General features: G+C 68.6%; 20 protein-coding genes. 12 read left to right on the top strand and 8 right to left on the bottom strand.

Features of this window, described 5'->3' with window-relative positions:
• Positions 1-79: 79 nt before the first annotated feature.
• The gene (femX, locus tag ACZ45E_RS10225) at positions 80-1,201 is read left to right on the top strand and encodes a peptidoglycan bridge formation glycyltransferase FemX (protein WP_468218844.1); all 1,122 of its coding nucleotides are present in this window, start codon (positions 80-82) and stop codon (positions 1,199-1,201) included.
• Between the two features lie 144 nt (positions 1,202-1,345).
• Positions 1,346-2,377, top strand: a complete 1,032-nt coding sequence (locus ACZ45E_RS10220) for an alanine racemase (protein WP_468218841.1) — start codon at positions 1,346-1,348, stop codon at positions 2,375-2,377.
• Positions 2,378-2,457: 80 nt separating this feature from the next.
• Here ACZ45E_RS10220 and ACZ45E_RS10215 read toward each other — a convergent pair whose 3' ends face one another.
• Both ACZ45E_RS10215 and ACZ45E_RS10210 read right to left on the bottom strand, forming a co-directional pair.
• Positions 2,458-3,966, bottom strand: a complete 1,509-nt coding sequence (locus ACZ45E_RS10215) for a glycosyltransferase family 87 protein (RefSeq protein ID WP_468218838.1) — start codon at positions 3,964-3,966, stop codon at positions 2,458-2,460.
• Between the two features lie 120 nt (positions 3,967-4,086).
• On the bottom strand, positions 4,087-6,858 hold the full coding sequence (locus ACZ45E_RS10210; protein ID WP_468218835.1) for a transglycosylase domain-containing protein: 2,772 nt from the start codon (positions 6,856-6,858) through the stop codon (positions 4,087-4,089).
• 374 nt (positions 6,859-7,232) lie between these two features.
• Here ACZ45E_RS10210 and ACZ45E_RS10205 point away from each other — a divergent pair, with 374 nt between their 5' ends.
• From ACZ45E_RS10205 to ACZ45E_RS10195, 3 genes are all read left to right on the top strand, one after another.
• Positions 7,233-7,910: a PadR family transcriptional regulator gene (locus tag ACZ45E_RS10205; protein WP_468218833.1), complete on the top strand. Its 678-nt coding sequence runs from the start codon at positions 7,233-7,235 to the stop codon at positions 7,908-7,910.
• 43 nt (positions 7,911-7,953) lie between these two features.
• Positions 7,954-9,036, top strand: coding sequence for an inositol-3-phosphate synthase (locus ACZ45E_RS10200; protein WP_468218831.1), 1,083 nt, complete (start codon positions 7,954-7,956; stop codon positions 9,034-9,036).
• Positions 9,037-9,152: 116 nt separating this feature from the next.
• Entirely contained in the window at positions 9,153-10,424 is a 1,272-nt protein-coding gene (locus tag ACZ45E_RS10195) for an MFS transporter (RefSeq protein ID WP_468218829.1), read from the top strand.
• A gap of 120 nt (positions 10,425-10,544) precedes the next feature.
• Here the strand turns inward: ACZ45E_RS10195 and ACZ45E_RS10190 are convergent, their stop codons facing one another.
• Positions 10,545-12,017 carry a CCA tRNA nucleotidyltransferase gene (locus ACZ45E_RS10190; RefSeq protein ID WP_468218826.1) on the bottom strand — a complete coding sequence of 491 codons (1,473 nt, stop codon included), beginning with the start codon at positions 12,015-12,017 and terminating at the stop codon, positions 10,545-10,547.
• Between the two features lie 221 nt (positions 12,018-12,238).
• On the opposite strand from ACZ45E_RS10190, the gene ACZ45E_RS10185 reads away from it, so the two are divergent.
• The 7 genes from ACZ45E_RS10185 to trxA all read left to right on the top strand — a co-directional run bounded on the left by ACZ45E_RS10185 (position 12,239) and on the right by trxA (position 21,922).
• Entirely contained in the window at positions 12,239-14,578 is a 2,340-nt protein-coding gene (locus ACZ45E_RS10185) for a DUF6049 family protein (RefSeq protein WP_468218824.1), read from the top strand.
• 45 nt (positions 14,579-14,623) lie between these two features.
• Positions 14,624-16,867 carry a murein biosynthesis integral membrane protein MurJ gene (gene murJ / locus ACZ45E_RS10180; protein WP_468218823.1) on the top strand — a complete coding sequence of 748 codons (2,244 nt, stop codon included), beginning with the start codon at positions 14,624-14,626 and terminating at the stop codon, positions 16,865-16,867.
• A gap of 120 nt (positions 16,868-16,987) precedes the next feature.
• Positions 16,988-18,718 carry a protein kinase family protein gene (locus ACZ45E_RS10175; RefSeq protein WP_468218820.1) on the top strand — a complete coding sequence of 577 codons (1,731 nt, stop codon included), beginning with the start codon at positions 16,988-16,990 and terminating at the stop codon, positions 18,716-18,718.
• A 34-nt stretch (positions 18,719-18,752) separates the two neighbouring features.
• On the top strand, positions 18,753-19,466 hold the full coding sequence (sigM, locus tag ACZ45E_RS10170; protein ID WP_468218818.1) for an RNA polymerase sigma factor SigM: 714 nt from the start codon (positions 18,753-18,755) through the stop codon (positions 19,464-19,466).
• Positions 19,463-20,422 (top strand): anti-sigma factor, encoded by a 960-nt coding sequence (locus ACZ45E_RS10165; RefSeq protein WP_468218816.1) that lies wholly within the window; start codon positions 19,463-19,465, stop codon positions 20,420-20,422. Before sigM ends, ACZ45E_RS10165 begins: the two co-directional genes overlap by 4 nt.
• Before the next feature lie 142 nt (positions 20,423-20,564).
• Complete coding sequence (trxB, locus tag ACZ45E_RS10160) at positions 20,565-21,542, top strand: thioredoxin-disulfide reductase (protein WP_468218814.1); 978 nt, start codon at positions 20,565-20,567, stop codon at positions 21,540-21,542.
• 47 nt (positions 21,543-21,589) lie between these two features.
• Entirely contained in the window at positions 21,590-21,922 is a 333-nt protein-coding gene (gene trxA, locus ACZ45E_RS10155) for a thioredoxin (RefSeq protein ID WP_468218812.1), read from the top strand.
• Between the two features lie 77 nt (positions 21,923-21,999).
• Here trxA and ACZ45E_RS10150 read toward each other — a convergent pair whose 3' ends face one another.
• The 5 genes from ACZ45E_RS10150 to ACZ45E_RS10130 form a co-directional block, all read right to left on the bottom strand.
• The gene (locus ACZ45E_RS10150; protein WP_468218809.1) at positions 22,000-22,617 is read right to left on the bottom strand and encodes a GNAT family N-acetyltransferase; all 618 of its coding nucleotides are present in this window, start codon (positions 22,615-22,617) and stop codon (positions 22,000-22,002) included.
• Positions 22,618-22,920: 303 nt separating this feature from the next.
• Positions 22,921-24,024 (bottom strand): ParB/RepB/Spo0J family partition protein, encoded by a 1,104-nt coding sequence (locus tag ACZ45E_RS10145; protein ID WP_468218807.1) that lies wholly within the window; start codon positions 24,022-24,024, stop codon positions 22,921-22,923.
• On the bottom strand, positions 24,021-25,097 hold the full coding sequence (locus tag ACZ45E_RS10140; RefSeq protein ID WP_468219204.1) for a ParA family protein: 1,077 nt from the start codon (positions 25,095-25,097) through the stop codon (positions 24,021-24,023). Before ACZ45E_RS10140 ends, ACZ45E_RS10145 begins: the two co-directional genes overlap by 4 nt.
• Positions 25,098-25,403: 306 nt before the next feature.
• A complete protein-coding gene (gene rsmG / locus ACZ45E_RS10135; protein ID WP_468218805.1) occupies positions 25,404-26,120 on the bottom strand; it encodes a 16S rRNA (guanine(527)-N(7))-methyltransferase RsmG in 717 nt (238 codons plus the stop codon).
• A gap of 106 nt (positions 26,121-26,226) precedes the next feature.
• The gene (locus ACZ45E_RS10130) at positions 26,227-26,739 is read right to left on the bottom strand and encodes a Jag family protein (protein ID WP_468218802.1); all 513 of its coding nucleotides are present in this window, start codon (positions 26,737-26,739) and stop codon (positions 26,227-26,229) included.
• Between the last annotated feature and the right edge of the window lie 4 nt (positions 26,740-26,743).

Here is a 26,743-nt window from a genome sequence, read left to right as displayed (position 1 = left end):
TCACAGGGCGCAGTAGGCTTCGCGCGAGAGCCGGAGCCCCTGTACCCATGGGGACACACCAGCCCGAGGAGCGCCCCGAATGAGCCTGACCCTGAGGACCATCAGCCGAGAGCAGCATCTGGCATACCTCCAGAGCCTGCCCGCGGCTAGCCACATGCAGGTCCCGGCGTGGGCTGATGTGAAAGCGGAGTGGCGCTCCGAGAACATGGGCTGGTTCGACGAGCGCACCGGCGAGATGGTCGGCGCGGGCCTCGTCCTGTACCGCCAGCTCCCCAAGATCAAGCGGTACCTCGCGTACCTTCCCGAGGGCCCGGTCATCAACTGGTACGCGCCCAACCTGGACGACTGGCTGCGCCCGATGCTCGCCCACCTGAAGCAGCAGGGTGCCTTCTCGGTGAAGATGGGCCCGCCTGTCGTCATCCGGCGCTGGGAAGCCGTCTCGATCAAGAAGGGCATCCAGGACCCGGATGTGAAGCGGCTGCGCGACATCGAGGCCGACTTCATCGAGCCCCGCGCCTTCGAGGTCGCCGACAAGCTGCGCCGTATGGGCTGGCAGCAGGGCGAGGACGGCGGCGCCGGCTTCGGTGACGTACAGCCGCGCTATGTCTTCCAGGTGCCGCTCGCGAACCGCTCCCTGGAAGAGGTCCACAAGAACTTCAACCAGTTGTGGCGCCGCAACATCAAGAAGGCCGAGAAGGCCGGTGTCGAGGTCGTCCAGGGCGGCTACCAGGATCTCCCCGAATGGCAGCGCCTGTACGAGATCACGGCCGTGCGCGACCACTTCCGGCCGCGCCCGCTCTCGTACTTCCAGCGCATGTGGACGGCCCTCAACTCCGAGGACCCCAACCGCATGCGGCTGTACTTCGCGCGCCATGACGGCGTGAACCTCTCGGCGGCGACGATGCTCGTCGTCGGCGGGCACGTCTGGTACTCCTACGGCGCCTCCGACAACATCGGCCGCGAGGTCCGGCCCTCGAACGCGATGCAGTGGCGGATGCTGCGGGACGCCTACGCGCTCGGCGCCACCGTCTACGACCTGCGCGGCATCAGCGACTCCCTCGACGAGACCGACCACCTCTTCGGCCTGATCCAGTTCAAGGTCGGCACGGGTGGCGAGGCCGCCGAGTACCTCGGCGAGTGGGACTTCCCGCTCAACAAGCTGCTGCACAAGGCGCTCGACATCTACATGTCGCGGCGCTGACCGTGAGCCGGGCTCGGCGTCCCAGCGACCCGTCCCGGCACACCAGCTCCGCTTTCCCCGCGGACCCGGCACAATTCACGTAGCTCCAAAATCTCTCCACACCCCTGCTTCACCGCAGCCACGAGAAAGGTTCCGGGACCGGCCATGGCGCTCACGCTCTACGTCGACACCGCGCGCTGGCGGGCACACCACAAGCACGTGCTCGAGCAGTTTCCGGGGCTCGTACCCGTCTGCAAGGGCAACGGTTACGGCTTCGGCCACGAACGGCTCGCCGAAGAGGCCACCCGCCTCGGCTCCGACGTGCTCGCCGTCGGCACCACGTACGAGGCCGCCCGGATCAAGGACTGGTTCAGCGGTGATCTGCTGGTCCTGACCCCGTTCCGGCGGGGCGAAGAACCGGTTCCGCTGCCCGACCGTGTCATCCGTTCCGTCTCCTCCGTCGACGGCGTGCACGGTCTCGTCGGCGCCCGCGTCGTCATCGAGGTCATGTCCTCGATGAAGCGGCACGGTGTGACCGAGCAGGACCTGCCCCAGCTCGCGCACGCCATCCAGGACGTGCGTCTGGAGGGCTTCGCGATCCACCTGCCGCTCGACCGGACCGATGGTTCGGACGCGGTCGAGGAGGTCATCGGCTGGATGGACCGGCTGCGCGCGGCACGGCTGCCGCTGCACACCATGTTCGTCAGCCACCTCAAGGCCGATGAGCTGGCCCGTCTGCAACAGCAGTTCCCGCAGACCCGCTTCCGCGCGCGGATCGGCACGCGGTTGTGGCTGGGCGACCACGAGGCGACCGAGTACCGCGGCGCGGTCCTCGACGTCACGCGCGTCACGAAGGGCGACAGGTTCGGCTACCGGCAGCAGAAGGCGGCTTCCGACGGCTGGCTCGTGGTCGTCGCGGGCGGCACGTCGCACGGCGTGGGCCTGGAGGCCCCGAAGGCGCTGCACGGCGTCATGCCGCGCGCCAAGGGTGTCGCCCGGGCCGGTCTGGCGACGGTGAACCGGAATCTCGCCCCGTTCGTCTGGTCGGGCAAGCAGCGCTGGTTCGCCGAGCCGCCGCACATGCAGGTGTCGATCCTCTTCGTGCCGTCGGACGCCGCCGAGCCCAAGGTCGGCGAGGAACTGGTGGCCCATCTGCGGCACACCACCACACAGTTCGACCGGATCGTGGACCGCTGAGCCGCCGTCCACTGAAGACGTACGGTTCGGGGCCGGGCACCTATGAGGTGCCCGGCCCCGAATTCGTTCCCTGCAGGCTCTCAGAGTGAACCGCCGGTCTCCTTGCCCCAGTTCACCGGCAGCGGCTGCTCGTCGCCATGGGCCGCGTGCCGCGGGGGATGGGCCGCGTATCCGAGCACGAAGACGTCCTCGGCGCCGTCCAGCACCCCGCCCGACGGATCGTCCTCACCAGAGCGGCGCACCACGTCCCGGTCGGGCATCCAGATGTCGCGCACGATGACGGCGCACAGGTACAGCGTGCCCACGAGGTGCGCCGCGATGGCCACCTGGTAGCCGTCGGTCGGCAGACCCTGATGCTTGTCACCACTGGTCGTGTACGCGAGGTACAGCCAGATCCCCAGGAAGTACGCGACCTCGCAGGCCTGCCAGATCAGGAAGTCCCGCCACTTGGGGCGAGCCAGGACGGCCAGCGGGATCAGCCACAGGACGTACTGCGGCGAGTAGACCTTGTTGGTGAGGATGAAGGCGGCGACCACCAGGAAGGCCAGTTGCGCGAAGCGCGGCCGCCGCGGCGCGGTCAGCGTGAGGGCCGCGACGCCGAGACAGGCCAGCACCATCAGGGCCGTGGCCAGGGTGTTGACGACATCGGTGTCGAGCGGCGTGTCCATGTGCTGGGAGATGATCAGCCAGAAGGAGCCGAAGTCGACGCCGCGTTCCTGGCTGAACGTGTAGAACTTCGACCACCCGTCGGAGGCGAGGAACATCACGGGCAGGTTCACCACCAGCCACGAGACGGCCGCGCCGAACGTCGCGACGGCGAACGACCGCCACTTCCCGGCCCGCCAGCACAGCACGAACAGCGGGCCGAGCAGCAGGACGGGGTAGAGCTTGGCCGCGGTCGCGAGTCCGAGCAGCACGCCGAAGGCGAGGGCGCGACCGCGCGACCACATCAGCATCGCGGCCGCTGTGAGCGCCACCGCGAAAAGATCCCAGTTGATGGTGGCGGTCAGCGCGAACGCGGGCGCCAGAGCCACCAGGAGCCCGTCCCAGGGGCGCCGGCGGTGGGTGCGGGTGACGCAGACGGCGATGACCACGGCGCAGATCATCAGCATCCCGGCGTTGACCATCCAGTACACCTGTTCCTGGTGCTGGATGGAGCCGCTGCCGGGTGTCAGCCACGAGGCGACCTCCATGAACACACCGGTGAGGACCGGGTATTCGAGGTACTCCATGTCGCCGGGCAACCTGTCGAAGTACGGCACGAGCCCATCGGCGAATCCGCGGCCTTGGTAGAGGTGCGGGATGTCCGAGTAGCAGGCGTGCGTGTACTGGGAGCTCGCTCCGTAGAACCACGAGCCGTCGTAACAGGGGTACTTCTGGATCATGCCCAGCGCGAACATGCCGAGCATCACCAGGGCGATGACGCGGACCGGACTCCACCACGACCGGCCGAGCAGCGCCCGCCGCCCGAGGGGTCCGCCGATGAGCTCGCTGCCGGCCGCCGCGACCTCGTCCTCCCTGGTCGGCCGTACCGGCTCCGGCTCCGGCCGGTTCGCATGCGTCGTCTCTGCACTGGGCATGCCGCACATCCTGCCGTACGTCGCTGAGAACGGGGCGAGGGCCGCCGCACCAGTACGGTGCGACGGCCCTCGTCGGCCGGGGTGCACGCAGCGTTTCACGTGAAACACGCTGCGCGAGGGAGGTGGTTGTCAGCCGCCGCCTCCGAAGAGACCTCCGCCGTTCTCATTTCCTCTGGTGGTGGCCCCTTCGCTCGGATCCGGGGTCACGCCGCCGTCGGTCGCTCCTCCGTCCGTCGTGCCGCCGTCCGTGGTGCCGCCGTCGGTCGTATCGCCTTCCGTCGTCCCACCGTCGGTCTCACACGTCCAGTCCGTCCACTTGTTGCAGGACTCGCTGGTCGAAGGTGTCGGGTCGGCCGAGGTCTTGCTCGGCTTCGGGCTGGCCGGAGCCGACGAGGACGGTGGTGTCGTGATGGTCGGCGTCGGCGTGGGGCTCGGCGTCTCACCGACGACCTTGCCGATGGGCTCGGGCTCGGGGAACGACTCGTTCGGCTCGCCCGCCATGGCCTTGGACATGTAGTCGTGCCAGATCTCCGACGGGAACGAGGCGCCATGGATCTTCCGCTGGCCGCCCGTTCCGTACATCTCCAGGAACTTGCGGTCCTTGGCCTTCTCGTTGTCGTCCATCCGGTACATCGTGATCGCCGTGGAGAGCTGCTTGGTGTAACCCACGAACCAGGCGGACTTGTTGCCGTCCGTGGTACCGGTCTTGCCGGCCACGTCGCGGCCCGGAAGTGCGGCCTTCGTACCGGTTCCCTTGTCGACGACCGTCTTGAGGACGTCGGTGACATTGTCGGCGACCTTGGAGTCGAAGGCGCGCTCGGGCTGGGCCTGGTGCGTGTAGACGGTCTCGCCCTCGTGCTTGACGGACTTCACCGAGTACGGGTCGTTCTGCTGGCCGCTGGCCGCGAAGGTCCCGTAGGCGCCTGCCATACGGATCGCGCTCGGGTCGGACGTACCGAGGGAGAACGACGGGTAGTTGGCGCTGGCGAAGCTGTTGTCCAGGATGCCGGCCTTCTGCGCGGCCTCCTTCACCTTGTCGAGGCCCACGTCCATGCCCAGCTGCACGTAGGCCGAGTTCACGGACTCGCGCATGGCCTCACGCAGATCGATCTGGAAGCTCGGCGCGTTGTAGGAGTCGCCGCCGTCGTTCGTCTGCAGCCACTCCTTGCCTTCCTTGTCGGTCCAGGGCCGGCCGTTGTACTCCTGGATCTTGAGCTTGTTCTTACCGCTGTACAGGCTCTTCGGCGAGACGACAGTGCGCTGGCTGGCGTCCTGCACCTCCGGACCGGAGGGGTCCTTGACGCCGTCCTTGAAAGCGGCGGCCAGCACGAAGGGCTTGAAGGTGGAGCCGACCTGGGCGCCGGTCACGTCGGCGTTGTTGGTGAAGTGCTTCGTCGCGTCCGCACCGCCGTAGATGGCCTCGATGGCGCCGTCCTTGGGGCTCACGGACGCGCCGCCGAACTGGACGTACTTGTCGACGTACTCCCCGTTGTACTGGCGCTTCTCGTCGAGGTTCTCCTTGCGGACCTTCTTCACGGCCGCTTCGAGCTGACCCACCTTCTTGCGGTCGAAGGTGGTGTGGATCTCGTAACCGCCACGCTGGAGGGCGCCGGCCGTGATCTTCCCGCCGCTGTTGTTGATGACGTACGCCTTGGCAAGGTCGACGAGATAGCCGATCTGGCCACCGAGCTGGGCGTTGGAGCGCGGGTTCTGCAGCTTCGGGAACGCTGTGTACCCCTGCCGCTCCGAGGCGGACAGGCGGCCGTCCTTGACCTCTTCGTCGAGAATCCACTTCCAGCGCGCCGTGGCCCGCTCGGTGTTCTTCTCCTTGGTGGCGTTCACCGGGTCGATCTCAGGAGAGCCGGCCGGGTCGTAGTACGTGGCGCCCTTGAGCACGGCGGCGAGGAAGGCCGTCTGGCTCGCGTTGAGCTTGGAGGCGTCCTTGTCGAAGTAGGTGCGGGCGGCGGCCTGGATGCCGTAGGCGCCGCGGCCGTAGTACGCCGAGTTCAGGTACCCGGCCATGACGTCGTCCTTGTCGACGGTGCGGCCGACCTTGATGGAGACGAGGAGTTCCTTCATCTTGCGGGTGACGGTCTGTGACTGGTCGTCCAGCATCGCGTTCTTCACGTACTGCTGGGTGATCGTCGAGCCGCCCTGCGTCTCCCCGCCCTTCGCCATGTTGAACACGGCGCGGGCGATGCCCATCGGGTCGACGCCCTTGTCGGACTCGAACGTCTTGTTCTCCGCCGACATGACGGCGTAACGCATGGACTTCGGGATCTCCGCGAACTTGATGATCTGGCGGTTGGTCTCACCACCGGTAGCGACCATCTGCTTGCCGTCGGACCAGTAGTAGACGTTGTTCTGCGCCTTGGCCGTGTCCGCCATCTTCGGCACGCCCACCATCGCGTACGCGATCCCCGCCACCAGCATCATGCTGCCGAGGAGCCCGACGCCCGCGCCGGTCACGAGCCGCCAGGACGGCACCCAGCGGCGCCAGCCGTACCGGTTCGCGCGCGGGTAATCGATGGCCTGCTTCTTCTCCGGACCGCGGCCACGGCCACGCCCAGGGCCGTTCGGCCCACCCGGGCCGCCCGGGCCTCCGCCCCGGCGTCCCCTTCCGCCGCCGCCACCGCCTCCGGTACCGCCGCTCTCGGGGGCCTTGCGCCTGCCCCCGCTGCCGCGCTGAGCGGCGCGGCGGGCCTCCGCGCGGCCTCCCCAGGGGCGGTCCTCGCCCGGATTGTCGTACGAGCCCGAGGAACTCGGGGGATCGTACGAACCAGAAGGTGACGCGGTACTGCCGCGCGGTGCCGCGCGGCGGCCCGACGGTTCTCCTGACGCTCCACGACGGGCCGCGGCGCGCCCCTGCGGCTGCGGCGCTTTGCGACGGTGCTCGCTCATCGAACGACTACTCCTCGGGCAGGCGCGGCCACGCGCGCCTGGAAACGGCGTCTGGTTTCCGGTCCCCCCGAAGTACGGATGCGCCACTTCCGGCACTCACCCGCACTGCACCCGGGGCAACGACGCCCCCGGGCGTCACTCGGTTCCCGGTGGTCTGCATGGCGGACAGACTACGCACCGTCAAAACCCATCGAGCACCGAAGTTCACCCCAAACCAGGCAAGTTGCTTCCTAGGAATCAGCGATGTGACGCCGTTCACCGTGATCCCTCTTGTCGCAGCCGCAGGCTCGTTCTATCGTCGAGATGTATCGAGCCGATACATCAGCACGACATAAAGAGTCGATACATGGGACCGCGACAGCGAGGAGGCGACGATGAGCAGGCGCTCCGGCATCCTTGAGTTCGCCGTACTCGGACTGCTTCGCGAGTCCCCGATGCACGGCTATGAGCTGCGCAAACGACTCAATACGTCGCTGGGGGTCTTCCGCGCCTTCAGCTACGGGACGCTGTACCCCTGCCTCAAGACGCTGGTCACGAACGGCTGGTTGATCGAGGAGCCGAGTGCCGGCCCCGCCGACACTCCTGCCGCACTCACAGGACGTCGCGCCAAGATCGTCTACCGGCTGACGGCAGAAGGTAAGGAGCACTTCGAGGATCTGCTCTCGCAGACCGGCCCCGACGCCTACGAGGACGAGCACTTCGCCGCGCGATTCGCCTTCTTCGGGCAGACATCACGCGATGTGCGCATGCGCGTCCTCGAAGGCCGCCGAAGCCGGCTGGAGGAGCGACTCGAAAAGATGCGCCTCTCCTTCGCCCGCACCCGGGAGCGCCTGGACGACTACACACTCGAGCTGCAGCGGCACGGCATGGAATCCGTGGAGCGCGAAGTGCGCTGGCTGAACGAGCTCATCGAGAGCGAGCGCGCGGGACGCGACCAGCGAAAGCCGGGCCCGGGGGACACAGCTCAGCAAGACACATCTGGAGAGACGGGCGGCCTGCCCCGGCACCGGGACAGCACCCGGCCGGATCCGTCCGACGACACCGCCACGTGAAGTCCGGTCAGGACTTCACCAGTACACACAGGGAGCAACCGGAATGGGTTCGGTTCGCGTAGCCATCGTTGGCGTGGGCAACTGCGCCGCCTCGCTGGTGCAGGGCGTCGAGTTCTACAAGGACGCTGACCCGGAGACCAAGGTCCCCGGCCTCATGCATGTCCAGTTCGGCGAGTACCACGTGGGCGACGTCGAGTTCGTCGCCGCGTTCGACGTCGACGCGAAGAAGGTCGGTCTGGACCTCGCGGACGCCATCGGCGCGTCCGAGAACAACACGATCAAGATCTGCGACGTCCCGAACTCGGGCGTGCAGGTCCAGCGTGGCCACACGCTCGACGGGCTCGGCAAGTACTACCGCGAGACGATCGAGGAGTCCGACGAGGCCCCGGTCGACGTCGTCCAGATCCTCAAGGACAAGCAGGTCGACGTTCTCGTCTGCTACCTGCCCGTGGGTTCCGAGGACGCGGCGAAGTTCTACGCCCAGTGCGCCATCGACGCCAAGGTCGCCTTCGTCAACGCCCTTCCGGTCTTCATCGCCGGCACCAAGGAGTGGGCTGACAAGTTCACCGAGGCGGGCGTCCCGATCGTCGGCGACGACATCAAGTCGCAGGTCGGCGCGACCATCACGCACCGCGTGATGGCGAAGCTGTTCGAGGACCGCGGTGTCCGTCTTGAGCGCACCATGCAGCTCAACGTCGGCGGCAACATGGACTTCAAGAACATGTTGGAGCGTGACCGCCTCGAGTCGAAGAAGATCTCGAAGACGCAGGCCGTCACCTCGCAGATCCGCGACCGCGAGCTGGGCGAGAAGAACGTCCACATCGGCCCGTCCGACTACGTCGCGTGGCTCGACGACCGCAAGTGGGCGTACGTCCGCCTCGAAGGCCGTGCCTTCGGTGAGGTTCCGCTGAACCTGGAGTACAAGCTCGAGGTCTGGGACTCCCCGAACTCCGCGGGTGTCATCATCGACGCCGTGCGCGCCGCGAAGATCGCCAAGGACCGCGGCATCGGCGGCCCGATCCTCTCCGCGTCCTCGTACTTCATGAAGTCCCCGCCGGTGCAGTACTTCGACGACGAGGCCTACGAGAACGTCGAGAAGTTCATCAAGGGTGAGGTCGAGCGCTGACCTTCCTTCCGTGGCGGTGTTTCACGTGAAACACCGCCGTGCCTGAAGGCTCCCAAGGCCCCCGGCTCGCACACATCGTGCGTCCGGGGGCCTTGCCCGTATGTGAGGCTGTGCCCATGGCTGTCGTACGTGACCTGCGCGTCCTGCTGCGCCTGCGCGACTTCCGGCGCCTGCTCGCCCTGCGGCTGCTCTCCCAGGGCGCGGACGGCGTGTTCCAGGTCGCGCTCGCGACGTACGTCGTCTTCTCCCCGGAGAAGCAGACATCGCCCGGTGCCATCGCCTCGGCGATGGCCGTCCTCCTGCTGCCGTACTCCCTCGTGGGCCCGTTCGCCGGCGTCCTCCTCGACCGCTGGCGCCGCCGACAGGTCTTCCTCTACGGCAACCTCCTGCGGGTGCTGCTGGCCTCGGCGACGGCCGCCCTCATGCTGAGCCACGCACCGGACTGGCTCTTCTACGCGTCCGCTCTCTGCGTCACCGCGGTCAACCGCTTCGTCCTGGCCGGGCTGTCAGCCGCGCTGCCGCGGGTCGTCGACGACGACCGGCTCGTCCTCGCCAACTCGCTCTCGCCCACGGCCGGCACGCTCGCCGCGACCGTTGGCGGCGGCCTCGCCTTTCTCGTGCGGCTCGTTGCTTCGGACTCGGACGCGGCGGTCGTCCTGCTCGGCGCGGCTCTCTATCTCTGCGCCGCGCTCGCCTCGCTCCGCATGGACGTACAACTGCTCGGGCCGAGCCAGGAGTCCGTGCAACCGCGGCTCGGCGCCGCCCTCGCCGGTACCGCACGGGATCTGCTCGCCGGCGTACACCACCTCGTCTCCCGGCGACCCGCGGCGCGCGCCCTGGCCGCCATCACGGTGATGCGGTTCTGCTACGGCGCCCTGCTCGTCATGGTGCTCATGCTGTGCCGGTACGCGTGGTCGTCCACGGAGTCCGAGGGCCTGGCCATGCTGGGGCTCGCGGTGGGTGTCTCGGGAGCCGGGTTCTTCGTCGCCGCGGTCGTGACGCCCGCGGCCGCGAACCGTTTCGGAGCGGGCGGCTGGATCGTGGTCTGTGCCGGCGTGGCGGCCGTCCTGGAACTCGTCCTGGGGCTCCCCTTCGCCCCCGCTCCGACCTTGGTGGCCGCGTTCGTCCTGGGGCTCACCACGCAAGGAGCGAAGATCGCCACCGACACCCTCGTGCAGTCCTCGGTGGACGACGGCTTCCGGGGCCGTGTCTTCTCCGTCTATGACGTGCTGTTCAACATCTCGTTCGTCGGCGCCGCCGGGGTCGCGGCGCTGATGCTGCCGGCCGACGGCCGCTCCGCCCCGTTGGTGGTTCTCGTCGCGGCTCTCTACGGGGCAGTCGCACTGACCATGTCCCGCTTCCGGACGCCGGTGAAGGACGCGGCCTGAACGGCTTCCGGCGCATGCGCGGTGTTTCACGTGAAACACCGCGCAGCGCAGTCCGCCTTCGCGTATGGCTCGGGGCTCTGTTTCACGTGAAACAGAGCCCCGAGCCATACGTGTCGCGCCTCAGTCCTGAGGGCGCTCGGCCCACCACTCCTTGAGGGCGGCCACCGCCGCGTCGTACTCCATCGGCCCGTTCTCCAGGCGCAACTCCAGCAGGAACTTGTACGCCTGACCGATGGCCGGGCCCGGCCGCACACCCAGGATCTCCATGATCTGATTGCCGTCGAGGTCCGGGCGGATCGAGTCCAGCTCCTCCTGCTCCTGAAGCCGGGCGACGCGCTCCTCCAGGCCGTCGTAGGCGCGGGAGAGCGCATTCGCCTTGCGCTTGTTGCGCGTCGTGCAGTCGGACCGGGTCAGCTTGTGCAGCCGCTCCAGGAGCGGGCCCGCGTCGCGCACATAGCGGCGTACGGCGGAATCCGTCCACTCACCGGTGCCGTAACCGTGGAAGCGCAGATGCAGCTCGACCAGGCGCGAGACGTCCTTCACGAGTTCGTTGGAGTACTTGAGCGCGGTCATGCGCTTCTTCGTCATCTTCGCGCCGACCACCTCGTGGTGGTGGAAGGAGACGCGGCCGTCCTCCTCGAAGCGGCGCGTGCGCGGCTTGCCGATGTCGTGCAGCAGGGCGGCGAGGCGCAGCGTCAGGTCCGGTCCGTCGGTCTCCAGCGCCATGGCCTGTTCGAGCACGATCAGCGAGTGGTCGTAGACGTCCTTGTGCCGGTGGTGCTCGTCACGCTCCAGCCGCAGCGCGGGCAGCTCGGGCAGGACGTGGTCGGCCAGACCGGTGTCGACGAGGAGGGTGAGGCCCTTGCGCGGATGTGCCGAGAGAATCAGCTTGTTCAGCTCGTCCCGGACGCGCTCCGCCGAGACGATCTCGATCCGGCCGGCCATCGCCTTCATCGCGGCGACGACCCCGGGGTCCACCTCGAAGTCGAGCTGGGCGGCGAAGCGCGCGGCCCGCAGCATCCGCAGCGGATCGTCGGAGAAGGAGTCCTCGGGCGTGCCCGGGGTGCGCAGGACGCGCGCCGCCAGGTCGTCGAGGCCGCCGTGCGGGTCGACGAAGTCCTTCTCCGGAAGGGCGACGGCCATCGCGTTCACGGTGAAGTCGCGACGGACGAGGTCTTCCTCGATGGAGTCGCCGTAGGACACCTCAGGCTTGCGTGAGGTGCGGTCGTACGCCTCGGAGCGGTACGTGGTGACCTCGACCTGGAAGCTCTGCTCGACGTCGTCGACGCGGGCGTTCTTCTGGCAGCCGACGGTGCCGAAGGCGATCCCCACCTCCCACACCGCGTCGGCCCACGGGCGAACGATCTTCAGTACGTCCTCGGGTCGGGCATCGGTGGTGAAGTCCAGATCGTTGCCGAGCCTGCCGAGCAGCGCGTCCCGGACCGAACCACCGACCAGGGCAAGGGAGAACCCGGCCTCCTGGAATCGGCGGGCGAGCTCGTCCGCGACAGGCGATACCCGCAGCAGCTCGCTGACCGCGCGGCGCTGCACCTGGCTCAGGGCGCTGGGGTTGTCTTCATTGGCGTTCGGCACAACAGGAAAGGGTACGTGGCCCCGGGCGCCCCGGCCGAACCGTTTGCCGGGGTCGCGGAGAGCTCGTGAACCCGGCCCCCTACCCTGGCTCCACGATCTTGTGGAGCGGACCGTGGCACTGAGCCACAGCGCTCCTCGTTACCATGCGTGGACACATCTGCGACCACTGACGACGACGAGGGACGGACGAACGCGTGGCCGAGGCGGCAGACTTCCCAGGGATGAGTCCCTCACCTGCCCGCCGTCTGCTGCGGCGCACCGGCGTTCTGCTCGCCGCGGCGCCGCTCCTGGCAGCGCTTCCGCTGCTGCCCGGCGCGGCGTCCGCGTCGGCGTCCACCGCGACGACCGCCGCCGCGGACGCGACCGGCACGAAGACGGTCGACGTGGCGGTGAACCAGCTCTCGCCGGTCGCGCCGTCGGCCCAGGACACCCTCACGGTGCAGGGCAAGATCACCAACAGGGGCAGGCAGGCCGTCACCGACGCCCATGTGGGCCTGCGGCTCGGCACCTCCTACAGCGGGCGCTCGGCGATCGACGACGCCGCGAAGAGTGGCACGGGCGGCGCTCCCGACGGCACGGAGGTCGCGACCAAGTACGCCGAGAAGGTCACAAGGCTGGCGCCCGGCGCCACTCAGGACTTCACACTCTCGGTGCCGGTCAAGGAGCTGCACCTCGGCGCCGACGGCGTCTATCAGATCAGCGTCGCCCTCATGGGCCAGACCGCCGACCAGCCGTACTCGCAGACCCTCGGCATCCAGCGAACCTTCTTGCCCTGGCAGCCCTCCGCAGCGGCCACCAGGACCAGGACCACCGCTCTGTGGCCCCTGATCTCGGACACGCACCTCACCGCAGAGACGGGCACGAACGAGCAGCAGACGCCCGTGTTCAACGACGACAGCCTGGCCCGCCAGATCGCACCGGGCGGTCGCCTCCAGCAGATGCTGGCGCTCGGCGACGACCTCGACGTCACCTGGGTGCTCGACCCCGACCTGCTGGCCTCGGTCGACGCGATGACGGAGGCGTACACGATCAAGGGTGCGGACGGGAAGTTCACGTCCGGCAAGGACCAGGCAGTCGCCAAGGAGTGGCTGAACGACCTTCAGACGGCCGTCGAGGGCCAGAAGGTGGTCACGCTGCCGTTCGCCGATCCCGACCTGGCGTCCCTCGCGCACAACGGGACGAAGGTCACCGGATCGCTCGGCCACCTCAAGGACGCCACGGACGCCGCCGTGAAGACCGTGGACACGATCCTCCATGTGAAGGCCGACACCTCCTACGCGTGGCCGGCCGAGGGCGCTGTCGACCCCGACATCGTCAAGGTCGCGACCTCCGCCGGCGCCGACAAGATCATCGCGCGCAGCGACTCGTTCCGGGAGACCGGCAGCCTGTCGTACACCCCGTCCGCCGCGCGCCCCATCGGCGGCGGCGCCACGGCCGTCGTCGCCGACGCCAGGCTGTCGACCGCGTTCCGCGGTGACATGGCGCGCGCCGAGAACTCCACGCTCGCCGTCCAGGAGTTCCTCGCCCAGAGCCTGATGCTCAACATGCAGACGGACAAGCAGCGCAGCGTCGTCGTGGCCCCCCAGCGGACACCCACCAGCAGCCAGGCCCACGCGCTCGCCCAGGCGCTGCACGCGCTGCAGGACGGCACCTGGTCACGGCCCCAGACCCTGTCGGCCGCCACCACGGCGAAGCCCGACCCGGGCGCGACCACGCGCGTCCCGTCGACCCGGGCCTACCCGGCCTCCCTGCGCAAGCAGGAACTCTCGGATGCGGCGTTCGAGCAGATCCAGGGCACCCAGAGCGATCTGGAGAACTTCAAGGTCGTCCTCACCGACCGGTCCCGGGTGGTGACCCCGTTCGGTCGCGCGATGGACCGGGAGATGTCCACGTCCTGGCGCGGCAGGCCGAGGATTTCCGCCACGTTCCGTGACGGCGTCTCGACGTACCTCTCCGACATCACCAACCAGGTCACGCTGATCGAGAAGTCCCGAGTACGGCTGTCGGGGCGCAGCGCGACCATCCCGGTGTCCGTGCAGAACAACCTGTGGCAGGACGTCGACCATCTGGTGCTGCGTCTCACGTCCGCCAACGGCACCCGCCTCAAGATCGGCGACGGTATCTCCGAGGACAAGGCGGTGAAGATCGCCAGCGGGCACAGCCAGTCGGTGAAGTTCACCACCACGGCCAAGGCCACGGGGCCGATCACCGTCTACGCCCAGCTGTACACCGAGGACAACCAGCCCTACGGCGAGAAGATCGCCTTCAAGGTGGACGCCACGGAGATCACGCCGACCGTGATGCTCGTCATCGGCGGCGGAGTCCTGCTGCTGGTCCTGGCCGGGTTCCGGATGTACACCCAGCGCAAGCGCGCCGCGGCCGCCCAGCCGCCGCAGGACGGGCCGCAGGACGACGAAGCGGCGGTGGCACACAGCGAGCCGCAGGACGCGTCGGCCCCCACCGCGGGAGCGGACGTTCCGCAGCAGCCGAGTGACCCGACGGCTGACACCTCCTCGGAAAGCGCGGCCCCGTCGGGCACGGGTGAGAGAGTGGACCGTTGAGCGATGTCGTGGCCGGTCGGCCGGGGACGATGAGGTGGGGTATCCATGAACGCGCCGTACAACGGTGACCGTGGTCAGGGCTCGGGTGGCTCTGCCTCGGGCGATGGCCACCCGTACACAGACCCTCATGAGGCCGGCGGGCAGGTCCCGCCGCCCCAGCCCGCCCCTGACGCCTATCCGCAGGACGCCTACCTCCAGGACGCGTACCGGCAGGATCCGTACCGGGCGCACGACCTCTCCGCCCAGGACCCGGTGACCGAGGCGCTGTACGACCGCGCCGCCCATCCGCCGCCACCCCCGGGCACCTACCAGGCACCGCAGCCCCTGTACGCGCCGCCGCCCGCGGGCCAGTACCAGCCCGATCCCCGCGTCTGGGCACAGACGCCGGCGCCGGAGCCGGAGGGCCCCTCCCAGTACCTGCCGTACGGCGACGACGCGCGGACGACCCAGTTCGTCGGCGTCGACGACCTGGTGACGCAGGCCGGCGAGGAACGCCACGAGCCGGACGCCTTCGCCCACCTCTTCCGCGACCAGCAGCCCGGCTACAGCGGCGGCTACGCCCCGGTCGAACCGCCGGTCGACGACCCGACCCGGGTCCTCGGCCAGGTACCGCCGCCCCCGCCGCCCGCTGCGGCACCGGCTCCCGCCCCGAAGAAGGGCGGGCGGGCCTCGAGCCTGATGAAATCTAGCGCGCTGATGGCGGCGGGCACCCTGGTCTCCCGGCTCACCGGCTTCGTCCGGACCGTGATCATCACCGCGGCGCTGGGCTCCGGAATGCTCGGTGACACCTGGACCGTCGCGTACACGCTGCCGACGATGATCTACATCCTGACCGTCGGCGGCGGCCTGAACTCGGTGTTCGTGCCGCAGCTCGTCCGCTCCATGAAGGAGGACGAGGACGGCGGCGAGGCCTACGCGAACCGCCTGCTGACCCTCGTCATGGTGGCGCTCGCGGCCATCGTCGCGGTCGTGGTCTTCGCGGCCCCACTGCTGATCAAGCTGATGTCGGTGCCGGTCGCCAGTGACCCCGCCGCCAACAACGTCGGCATCACATTCGCCCGCTACTGCCTGCCCACGATCTTCTTCATGGGCGTGCACGTCGTTATGGGCCAGATTTTGAACGCCCGCGGGAAGTTCGGCGCGATGATGTGGACCCCGGTCCTCAACAACATCGTCATGATCTGCACGTTCGGGCTGTTCATCTGGGTCTACGGGACAGCGGCCGACTCCGGTATGCAGGTGACCAACATCCCGCCGGACGGGGTCCGCCTGCTGGGTATCGGCACGCTGCTCGGTCTGACCGTGCAGGCCCTCGCGATGATCCCGTACCTGCGGGAGACCGGTTTCCGCTTCCGGCTGCGCTTCGACTGGAAGGGCCACGGTCTGGGCAAGGCCGTGAAACTCGCCAAGTGGACCGTCCTCTTCGTGCTCGCCAACCAGGCGGGCGTCCTGGTCGTCACCCAGCTCGCCACGGCGGCGGGCAAGGCCTCCGACGTCAACGGCACCGGCATCATGGGCTACTCGAACGCCCAGCTAATCTGGGGCATGCCCCAGGCCATCATCACCGTCTCCGTCATGGCCGCCATGCTGCCGCGCATCTCCCGTGCCGCCCACGACGGCGACCCCGGTGCCGTCCGCGACGACATCTCCTCGGGCCTGCGCACCTCGGCCGTGGCGATCGTCCCGGTGGCGTTCATGTTCGTCGCCCTCGGCGTCCCGATGTGCACCCTGCTCTTCGGCTCCAGCGGTCCCGACGCCGCCCAGTCGATGGGCTACATCCTGATGGCGTTCGGCCTCGGCCTCATCCCGTTCTCCGTGCAGTACGTGGTGCTGCGCGGCTTCTACGCGTACGAGGACACTCGGACGCCCTTCTACAACACGGTCATCGTCGCCGCGGTCAACGCCGCCGCCTCCGCGCTGTGCTACGTGATCCTGCCCGCCCGCTGGGCGGTCGTCGGGATGGCATTCTCGTACGGTCTCGCGTACGCGATCGGTGTCGGTGTCGCGTGGCAGCGACTGCGCAAGCGGCTCGGCGGCGACCTGGACGGCGCGAACGTCGTCCGTACGTACGCCCGGCTCTGTCTCGCTTCCGTGCCCGCCGCGATCATCGGCGGCGGAATCGGGTACGCGCTCACCATGGTGCTCGGCCACGGCGTGTTCGGGTCGATCGCGGCATTGGTCGTCGGCAGCGCGGCCCTGCTGGGCTCCTTCTATGTGGCCGCCCGCAAAATGCGGATCGAGGAGCTGAATTCGATGGTCGGAATGGTCCGCGGTCGACTCGGCCGCTGACCCGGCCGCAATCGCGCACAACCTTCGGTGCCCACCGTGTGTCGTGGATAGCGCCGGACTGTGGGCACAATTGGCATTGGCGTCGGAGTGAGTGCAACGAATGGGGAGGCAGGAACGACGGTGGCGGAACGGAGCACGGCTGCCGTCGATGTGGCCGACAACGGCGGTGACGAACCGCTGACCGCCAAGGCGGACAAGGCGGATCAGGCCACGGCCGACGGAGTGGCCGAGATCGGGGAGCGACAGATCACGGCACGTAAGGAGCGCGCGGACACCGCGGAGACGGGGACACACGTTGCTCCCCCCACGACCGCGCCGCCCGAGCTGCACAGCGGTCACAAGCTCGCCAGACGCTACCGACTCGAAGAATGCGTCACTCGTCTGGACGGTTTCAGCAGCTGGCGTGCGGTCGACGAGAAACTGCGTCGCGCCGTCGGCGTGCATCTCCTGCCTGCCGACCACCCGCGGGCGCGCTCGGTGCTGGCCGCGGCCCGCTCGTCGGCGCTGCTCGGCGACCCGCGGTTCGTACAGGTCCTGGACGCGGTCGAGGAGAACGATCTCGTCTACGTCGTGCACGAGTGGCTGCCCGACGCGACGGAACTGACCGCCCTGCTCGCGGTGGGCTCTCTCGAGGCCCACGACGCGTACCAGATGGTCAGCCAGGTCTCCTACGCGATGGCTGCCGCACACCGCGAGGGCCTGGCCCACCTGCGGCTCACCCCCAGCGCCGTGCTGCGCACCTCCACCGGGCAGTGGCGCATCCGCGGCCTCGCCGTGAACTCCGCGCTGCGCGGCATCACCTCCGAGACGCCGCAGCGCACCGACACCGAGGCGATCGGCGCGCTCCTGTACGCCGCCCTGACCCAGCGCTGGCCCTACGAGAACGACGCGTACGGGCTGTCCGGGCTGCCCAAGGGCGTCGGGCTCATCGCCCCCGACCAGGTGCGGGCCGGCGTCCACCGCGGCCTCGCGGAGCTCGCCATGCGCGCGCTCGCGAACGACGGGGCGACCGCCTCCCGCCAGGAACCTCCGTGCACCACGCCGGAGGATCTGGTGAAGGCCATCGGCGACATGCCGAAGATCCGTCCGCCCGAGCCCGCGTTCACCGCACCACCGGAGTACCAGCGGACCACGTACCAGCAGGGGACGTACGGACGCCCTGCCGCTCCCAGCGTCACGCAGCCCGTGCCGACCCCGCCGCCTCCGTTGCAGAGCCGTACCGGGAAAGTCCTCAAGTGGGCCGTCTCCGCGCTGCTGATCGCCGCACTGGGCCTCGGCAGCTGGCAGCTCGCGGACGCCCTCATGGACCGGGGCAGCTCCGGCGGGGACTCCGAGACCACGCACACCACGGACGGCGACGGCGGCAAGGACGACAAGAAGCCCGTGAAGCCGATCACCATCGCGGACGCCAAGGAGTTCGTCGCCCAGGGCGGTGCTCAGGCGCCGGAGAACGTCGCGCAGACGTACGACGGTGACAGCTCCACCTTCTGGCGCACCAAGTCGTTCCTCGACGGCCCCGAGATGGTCATAAAGCCCGGGGTCGGCATCGTCTACGACCTCGGTTCGGCCAAGGACGTGTCGGCGGCCTCGATAGGGCTCCGTTACGGCGGAGACCACACCACGGTCTCGCTGTACGCGGCGGACTCGCTCTCGCCGACCTCGGTGGACGGCCTCAAGCAGATCGGGTCCAAGACCCGGACCACGGCCCAGTCGGCCGGCGTCAAGGCCCAGAAACCGGTCAATACACGCTATGTGCTCGTCTGGCTGACTGCCCTGCCCCACGCGGGCAAGGATGGGTACAGCAACGCCGGTTACAAGCAGGGCATCACGGACGTGAAGTTCACCGGCTGACGACTCCGGGCTCGCAGGGGGAGGGGGTTCGACCGTGGACGACGCCTACGGCGACGCGAGCGATCAGGACCTCCTCACCCGTCATGTCGCGGGGGACAAGGACGCCTTCGGGGAGATAGTCCGTCGCCACCGCGACCGGTTGTGGGCCGTGGCCCTGCGGACGCTGGGCGACCGTGAGGAGGCCGCCGACGCTGTGCAGGACGCCCTCGTCTCCGCCTATCGCGCCGCACACACCTTCCGCGGCCAGTCCGCTGTGACGACGTGGCTGCACCGCATCACCGTCAACGCGTGCCTGGACCGGGCCCGGAAGACCGCCTCCCGGAAGACCTCGCCCGTGGACGACGCCGAGCGCCTCGACCAGCTCATGGAGCCGCACGAGTCCGCGGCGGCCCCCGCGGAGCGCAATGACCTCCACCGAGAGCTCCTGGAAGCCCTGGGGTCGCTGCCGACGGATCAGCAGGCCGCCCTCGTCCTCGTCGACATGCAGGGGTATCCCGTGGCGGAGGCCGCCCAGATCCTCGACATCCCCACCGGCACCGTCAAAAGTCGCTGCGCCCGCGGCAGAGCCAGGCTCCTGCCACTCCTGACACATCTCCGCACGGAACCCGGTGACCAGGAGAATGGCGAGAAGCCACCTCCCGCAAGGAACCGTGAGCGAAGGGCATCCGTCCCACCCGCAGCGGGGCCTCGGGACGGGGCAGGACCAAATGATTCGGCTGCGGTGAAGGGCGGAGGTGGGCGAGCGTGACATCCACGACCGACACGGCAGAGCACCCGGACGTCACCGAGATCTCCGACCTGGCCGAAGGGCTGCTGCCCACGTCCCGGACAACCGACGTCCGACGACACCTCGACAGCTGCGCCCTGTGCGCCGATGTCTACGCCTCGCTGGAGGAGATCCGCGGCATGCTCGGCACTCTGCCGGGACCACCGCGCATGCCCGAGGACATCGCCGGTCGTATCGACGCGGCGCTGGCCGCCGAAGCGCTCCTGGACAGCCTCGCGCCGGTAGACGCCGAGCAAAAGACGGCGCCCGCCCTCACACCCTCCTCCGCAGCAGAGACGGCAGGAGTTTCACGTGAAACACGTGAGCCTGTTTCACGTGAAACAGCGACCGCCTCTCCCCTCACCGTTCGTCCTGCGGACCGGGACCGGCCTTCGGGTCACCCTCGCGCCGCCGCCGGACCAGGGCGCAAGCCGCGCACCACGCGTCGGCGCACGAGCGCCGCACTCGGGGCGGTGCTCACAGCGGCCGCGCTCGGCGTAGGGGCACTGCTCCTGCAGAACGGGGGTGGAACGCCGACTGCCGGAGAGAGCCACACCGCGGACACCTTCGCCGAAGGATCGCTGGACGCGAAGGTCTCCGCGATGCTCGGCACCGAGGGGGAGACGGCCGCACCCCCTTCCGCGGACGTGCCGTCTTTCGGCACGCAGGACAGCGGACCGAAGTCGCCGCAGTCGATCCCCCTGCCGAAGCGGGCCGTCACGGTTCCGGCCTGCATCCAGCTCGGAACACATCGCAATGAGGATCCGCTCGCGGCGGAGAAGGGCACGTACGAAGGAAAGAACGTCTACCTCGTCGTGCTGCCCCACAAGACGGATCCGGCTCACCGCGTCACCGCCTTCATCGTGGATTCCGCCTGTATGAAGCAGGCCACCTCCGCGGGCAAGCTGCTGTACACCCACGACTACGACCGCGGCTGAGGGGCACCCGAACGCATCCCCGACGTGCACCCGGACACGTCGGGAATGCGCGCCCCGTAGGATCCGTTGGGTGGGGTGAGAGTCCTGAGAAGAGACTCCCCCGGCAGTACGCAGCAGTCCCGCAGAGACGAGGAAACAAGCCGTGAGCGACGTCCGAAACGTGATCATCATCGGCTCCGGGCCCGCCGGCTACACGGCGGCGCTCTACACCGCGCGCGCGTCGCTGAAGCCGCTTGTGTTCGAGGGCGCAGTCACCGCCGGCGGCGCGCTGATGAACACGACCGAGGTGGAGAACTTCCCCGGCTTCCAGGACGGCATCATGGGCCCCGAGCTCATGGACAACATGCGCGGCCAGGCCGAGCGCTTCGGCGCCGAGCTCGTGCCCGACGACGTGGTGGCCGTCGACCTGACCGGCGACATCAAGACCGTGACGGACACCGCGGGTACCGTGCACCGCGCGAAGACCGTCATCGTCACCACCGGCTCCCAGCACCGCAAGCTCGGCCTGCCCAACGAGGACGCCCTTTCCGGCCGCGGCGTCTCCTGGTGCGCGACCTGCGACGGGTTCTTCTTCAAGGACCAGGACATCGCCGTGATCGGTGGCGGCGACACCGCAATGGAGGAGGCCACCTTCCTCTCGCGCTTCGCAAAGTCCGTGACGATCGTGCACCGCCGCGACACCCTGCGCGCCTCCAAGGCGATGCAGGAGCGCGCCTTCGCCGACCCGAAGATCAAGTTCGTCTGGGACAGCGAGATCGCCGAGATCAAGGGTGACCCGAAGCTCGCCGGTCTGACGCTGCGCAACCTCAAGACGGGCGAGCTGTCCGAGCTGCCGGTGACGGGCCTGTTCATCGCGATCGGTCACGACCCGCGGACGGAGCTCTTCAAGGGGCAGCTCGACCTGGACGACGAGGGCTACCTGAAGGTGCAGGCTCCGTCGACGCGTACCAACGTGACCGGCGTCTTCGGCGCTGGTGACGTCGTGGACCACACTTACCGTCAGGCGATCACGGCGGCCGGCACCGGTTGCTCCGCCGCCCTCGACGCCGAGCGTTTCCTTGCCGCGCTCACCGACGGCGAGTCCCCCGAGCCGGAGAAGACGCCGACCGCCAGCGTCTGATCTCGAACTTCCCCTCAGCAACCCCCATAGGAAATAAGGAGCCCGCTGTGGCCGGCAACCTGAAGAACGTGACGGAAGCCTCCTTCGACGAGGATGTCCTGAAGAGCGACAAGCCCGTCCTGGTCGACTTCTGGGCCGCCTGGTGCGGTCCGTGCCGTCAGATCGCGCCGTCGCTCGAGGCCATCGCCTCCGAGTACGGCGACAAGATCGAGGTTGTCAAGCTCAACATCGACGAGAACCCGGCCATCGCCGCCAAGTACGGCGTCATGTCGATCCCCACCCTGAACGTCTACCAGGGTGGCGAGGTCGCCAAGACCATCGTCGGTGCCAAGCCGAAGGCCGCCATTGTGCGCGACCTCGAAGACTTCATCGCCGAGTAGTTCGGCGACGCTGTTTCACGTGAAACACGAAGGGCCAACCCAACCGGGTTGGCCCTTCGTCGTCCAGTGAGGCCCTTCTACAACGGGCGTAAGGCAGGTTCCTTCTGCACTGCCCCCAGCAACCGGTCCAGGGCCATCTCGACGTCCTCTTTCCACGAGAGGGCCGTCCGCAGATCCAGGCGCAGCCGCGGATACGAGCGGTGGGGCCGGACCGTCTTGAAGCCGACGGCCAACAGGTGATCGGCGGGAAGCAGGCAGGCCGGCTCTTTCCACTGAGCATCACCGAATGCCTCGATCGCCTTGAAGCCCCGGCGCAACAGATCCTTGGCGACGGTCTGCACTATGACTCGGCCAAGTCCTTGGCCTTGGTAGCCCGGCATGATCCAGGCTGTCATCAGCTGAACGGCGTCGGGGGACAACGGACTGGTGGGAAACGCCGTGGAGCGAGGGACGTAAGCGGGCGGGGCATAGAGCACGAAGCCGACCGGGACGTCGTCCACGTAGACGACGCGGCCACAGGAGCCCCACTCCAACAGGACCCCGGAGATCCACGCTTCCTTCTCGAGCTCCGGTGTGCCCGCTCTTACCGCGGCCTGACCGCTGACCGGGTCCAGCTCCCAGAAGACACACGACCGGCAACGCTGGGGAAGGTCCGGAAGGTTGTCCAGCGTGAGCGGTACGAGCCGACGCCCCATGTAGGCAGATCCTCGCTTCCTTCGCCCGCTGCGGTGCGGGCGGCTGTCAGAGCGTCCCGCTCCCTGAGCAGGCTGCCGACGAATCCACCGACGACGCCCAGCCCGAGACCTGCGGTCATCAGTCCGGTGCGACTCACCGCTCGCATGACCCCGCCTCCCCTGTCATGTGCTGTCAGGTGAATGCGCTCTTCCCGGTCGCATCGTAACCACGATGCGATTCCATCGATACCGTAAGAAAGCAAAGAGCGGGCCGTGTTCCGGTACACACCGGACACGGCCCGCTCTCTACTCGCACCTGGGTGGTCAGCCCTGTTCGTCGCCCTCGCTGCCCTCGGAAAGGCCGTTCTGAAGGACCGGACCTTCGCCCGGGGCGAGCGTACCGAGGATGCGCTCCAGATCGTCCATCGACGCGAACTCGACGACGATCTTGCCCTTCTTCTGGCCCAGGTCGACCTTCACCCGCGTCTCGAACCGGTCCGAGAGCCTCGTGGCGAGGACGTTCAGGGCCGGGGACACCCGTCCGCCGGCCCTCGGGCCCTTCGCCCGCGCCGTGCTCGTGGGCCGCGATCCCATGAGGGTCACGATCTCCTCGACGGCCCGCACCGACAGCCCTTCGGCCACGATGCGGTGGGCGAGTCGGTCCTGCTCCTCCGAGTCGTCGACGGAGAGCAGCGCTCGGGCGTGGCCGGCGGACAGGACGCCTGCCGCGACCCGGCGCTGTACGGCCGGCGAGAGCTTCAGCAGCCGCAGCGTGTTGGACACCTGCGGTCGGGAGCGGCCGATACGGTCCGCCAGCTGGTCATGCGTGCAGTTGAAGTCCTTGAGCAGCTGATCGTAGGCGGCAGCCTCTTCCAGCGGGTTCAGCTGCGCACGGTGCAGGTTCTCCAGGAGGGCGTCGAGCAGAAGCTTCTCGTCATCCGTGGCCCGCACGATGGCCGGGATCCGCTCGAGTCCCGCCTCGCGGCAGGCCCTCCAGCGGCGCTCACCCATGATGAGTTCGTAGCGCCCGGGCCCTACCTGCCGTACGACGACCGGCTGCAGCAGGCCGACTTCCTTGATGGAAGTGATGAGCTCGGCGAGGGCGTCCTCGTCGAACACGTCGCGCGGCTGCCGGGGGTTCGGCGTGATGGCGTCCAGCGGCAGCTCGGCGAAGTACGCACTCGCCGGGCTCTCGGAGCTGTCCGCCGCGTGGCTGGTCGGCTCCGCGTTCTCACGGGAAACCTGGGCCTGTGGCAGTGAGGCCACCTTGGCCGCCGCCACTCCACGCTCCGCTGTCAACACCGGCACCGCCACCTGGGAAGCCGGGGCTCCTCCTGCCTGGCCCGCCGATGCCGTCTTCTCCGGCGTGGGGGCAGCCGGGATCAGCGCGCCGAGCCCACGGCCCAGTCCCCTCCGTCGATCACTCACTGAATACCCTCCGGCGTGCTGTGCTGGTCAAGTGGGGTGCCCGCGTGGGCTTGCTGGGCGTCGTAGTGGATCCCGACCCCGCGCAGCGCCATCTCCCGCGCCGCTTCGAAGTAGGAGAGCGCACCGCTCGACCCTGGATCGTAGGTCAGCACCGTCTGCCCGTAGCTCGGTGCCTCCGAGATGCGGACCGAGCGGGGGATGCTCGTGCGCAGGACCTCTTTACCGAAGTGGCTCCGGACCTCCTCGGCGACCTGGGAGGCCAGCCGCGTACGTCCGTCGTACATCGTGAGCAGGATCGTCGAGACGTGCAGGGTGGGGTTGAGATGCCCGCGCACGAGTTCCACGTTACGCAGGAGCTGTCCGAGCCCCTCCAGCGCGTAGTACTCGCACTGGATCGGGATGAGTACCTCGGCCCCGGCGACCAACGCGTTGACCGTCAGGAGCCCGAGCGAGGGGGGACAGTCGATGAGGATGTAGTCCAGCGGCTGCTCGTACGCCTGGATGGCTCGCTGCAGTCGGCTCTCACGTGCCACCAGGGAGACCAGTTCGATCTCCGCCCCGGCGAGGTCGATCGTGGCGGGAGCGCAGAAAAGGCCCTCGACATCGGCGACCGGCTGGACCACTTCCGAGAGCGGTCTGCTCTCGACCAACACGTCGTAGATGGACGGCACGTCAGCGTGGTGGTCGATGCCCAGAGCCGTGGAGGCGTTGCCCTGTGGATCCAGGTCGACCACCAGGACGCGTGCGCCGTGCAGCGCGAGCGAGGCCGCAAGGTTGACCGTCGTCGTGGTCTTACCGACCCCGCCCTTCTGGTTGGCCACCACCATGACGCGGGTCCGCTCCGGACGGGGCAGGCCTTCGCCTGCGCGACCGAGAGCTTCTACTGCCAGTTGGGCAGCGCGACCGATGGGTGTGTCGTCCATCGGGGGCGGTGTTTCACGTGAAACATCCTCCCCCGCCGATTCGGTGCGGGGACCGGGGACCGGATCGGTCATCGGTCCCGCGATGTTGGCGTCGGACCGCAAGGATTCACTCTCCTCGACTTCAGGCTCGCAATGAACAGAGCCTCCCATGCCGTCGGGGTCGAGAACCAGCGAGGCCCGGTCTTCTGTGGATGAATCCCCTTCTGTGGACAACTCGGTGCCCGAATCGAGGGATCCGAGAGGTCTACGGTCGCGGGGAGCGGCCGCTGTGCGGCCGCGACTGATGATCCCATGCAGCAGTGAGCGACGTTTCACGTGAAACACGATGCACGGCGGCCCCGCCCACCCGTGCGCGACACCCCGACATGCGCACGTTTGGCAGCTTTTGTGGAGTACCGCTGTTCGTCAGGGACGGACCAGCGGTAGACAGGACGCGTTCCCGCGACGGCCCTGTGATCAGCGCCTGCGGCGAGTACGGCTCGTGCGGGCCGCCTTGGCGCGCTTGGCGGCGAAACGCACACCACCCGGGCTCTCGCCCACCTCCACACGCACCACCGTGGAGAGCGGATCGACGAGACCCTCACCGACGTGCAGCACCGATGTGCCCACGGCACCGAGCTTGCTCAGCGCCGTGCCCGCACCCTTGAGCTCCTCCTCGGCCGTGTCGCCCTTGAGGGCCAGCATCTCGCCGTACGGCCGGAGAAGTGGCACACCCCAGGCGGCGAGCCGATCCAGCGGGGCCACAGCTCGCGCCGTGACGACGTGGACAGGCGTCAGCTTGCCCAGGACTTCCTCGGCCCGGCCCCGTACCACCGTCACGTGGTCGAGCCCGAGCAGCTCGACCACCTCGGTCAGGAACGTCGTACGCCGCAGGAGCGGCTCAAGGAGCGTGATCTTGAGGTCCGGGCGGACCAGGGCCAGCGGGATGCCTGGCAGGCCGGCACCCGAACCGACGTCGCACACGGTGACGCCTTCCGGGACCACCTCGGAGAGCACAGCACAGTTGAGAATGTGCCGCTCCCACAGACGCGGCACCTCACGAGGGCCGATGAGGCCGCGCTGCACCCCCGCGTCGGCGAGAAGCTCCGCGTACCGGACGGCATCGGAGAAACGCTCACCGAATACCGTCCGCGCCTGCTCCGGGGCCGGGGGGAGTTCTGCTGCCTCCGTCACGGGGACCGTCCTTCCGTACCGCACTACCGCACTGGGTGGCTGACTAACAGGCTGACAAAGATCGGCCCCGCCTGCGAACAGACGGGGCCGGGAAGCGACGTGCCGATCAGGCAGGAAGCACGACGACGAAGCGCTGCGGCTCCTCGCCCTCGGACTCGCTGCGCAGACCGGCGGCCTTGACGGCGTCGTGCACGACCTTGCGCTCGAACGGCGTCATCGGCTCCATCTTGACCGGCTCACCGGAGCTCTTCACCTCGGCCGCGGCCTTGGCGCCCTGCTCGGTGAGCTCGGTGCGCTTCTTGGCGCGGTACCCGCCGATGTCCAGCATCAGGCGGCTACGGTCACCGGTCTCACGGTGCACGGCGAGACGGGTCAGCTCCTGGAGCGCTTCGAGAACCTCTCCGTCACGGCCGACCAGCTTCTGCAGATCACGCTCACTGGCGTCGCTGACGATGGAGACGGCGGCACGGTCGGCCTCGACGTCCATGTCGATGTCACCGTCGAGATCGGCGATGTCCAGCAGGCCCTCGAGGTAGTCCGCAGCGATCTCACCCTCCTGCTCGAGGCGGGTCAGGGTGTCGCCACCCTCAGGAGCAGCGGAGATGGTGCCTTCCGTCACGGGA

It is taken from the genome of Streptomyces sp. NPDC030991 (assembly GCF_055571235.1).
This window is presented reverse-complemented; position numbering and strand designations above follow the sequence as displayed.

Bases quoted from the DNA above. Each gene is read 5' to 3' on its own strand.
- ACZ45E_RS10205 (WP_468218833.1), top strand. From the start codon at position 7,233: ATGAGCAGGCGCTCCGGCATCCTTGAGTTCGCCGTACTCGGACTGCTT.
- murJ (WP_468218823.1), top strand. From the start codon at position 14,624: ATGAACGCGCCGTACAACGGTGACCGTGGTCAGGGCTCGGGTGGCTCT.
- ACZ45E_RS10220 (WP_468218841.1), top strand. From the start codon at position 1,346: ATGGCGCTCACGCTCTACGTCGACACCGCGCGCTGGCGGGCACACCAC.
- ACZ45E_RS10150 (WP_468218809.1), bottom strand. From the start codon at position 22,617: ATGGGGCGTCGGCTCGTACCGCTCACGCTGGACAACCTTCCGGACCTT.
- ACZ45E_RS10200 (WP_468218831.1), top strand. From the start codon at position 7,954: ATGGGTTCGGTTCGCGTAGCCATCGTTGGCGTGGGCAACTGCGCCGCC.
- femX (WP_468218844.1), top strand. From the start codon at position 80: ATGAGCCTGACCCTGAGGACCATCAGCCGAGAGCAGCATCTGGCATAC.
- ACZ45E_RS10215 (WP_468218838.1), bottom strand. From the start codon at position 3,966: ATGTGCGGCATGCCCAGTGCAGAGACGACGCATGCGAACCGGCCGGAG.
- ACZ45E_RS10140 (WP_468219204.1), bottom strand. From the start codon at position 25,097: ATGGGAGGCTCTGTTCATTGCGAGCCTGAAGTCGAGGAGAGTGAATCC.
- ACZ45E_RS10210 (WP_468218835.1), bottom strand. From the start codon at position 6,858: ATGAGCGAGCACCGTCGCAAAGCGCCGCAGCCGCAGGGGCGCGCCGCG.
- ACZ45E_RS10185 (WP_468218824.1), top strand. From the start codon at position 12,239: ATGAGTCCCTCACCTGCCCGCCGTCTGCTGCGGCGCACCGGCGTTCTG.
- ACZ45E_RS10195 (WP_468218829.1), top strand. From the start codon at position 9,153: ATGGCTGTCGTACGTGACCTGCGCGTCCTGCTGCGCCTGCGCGACTTC.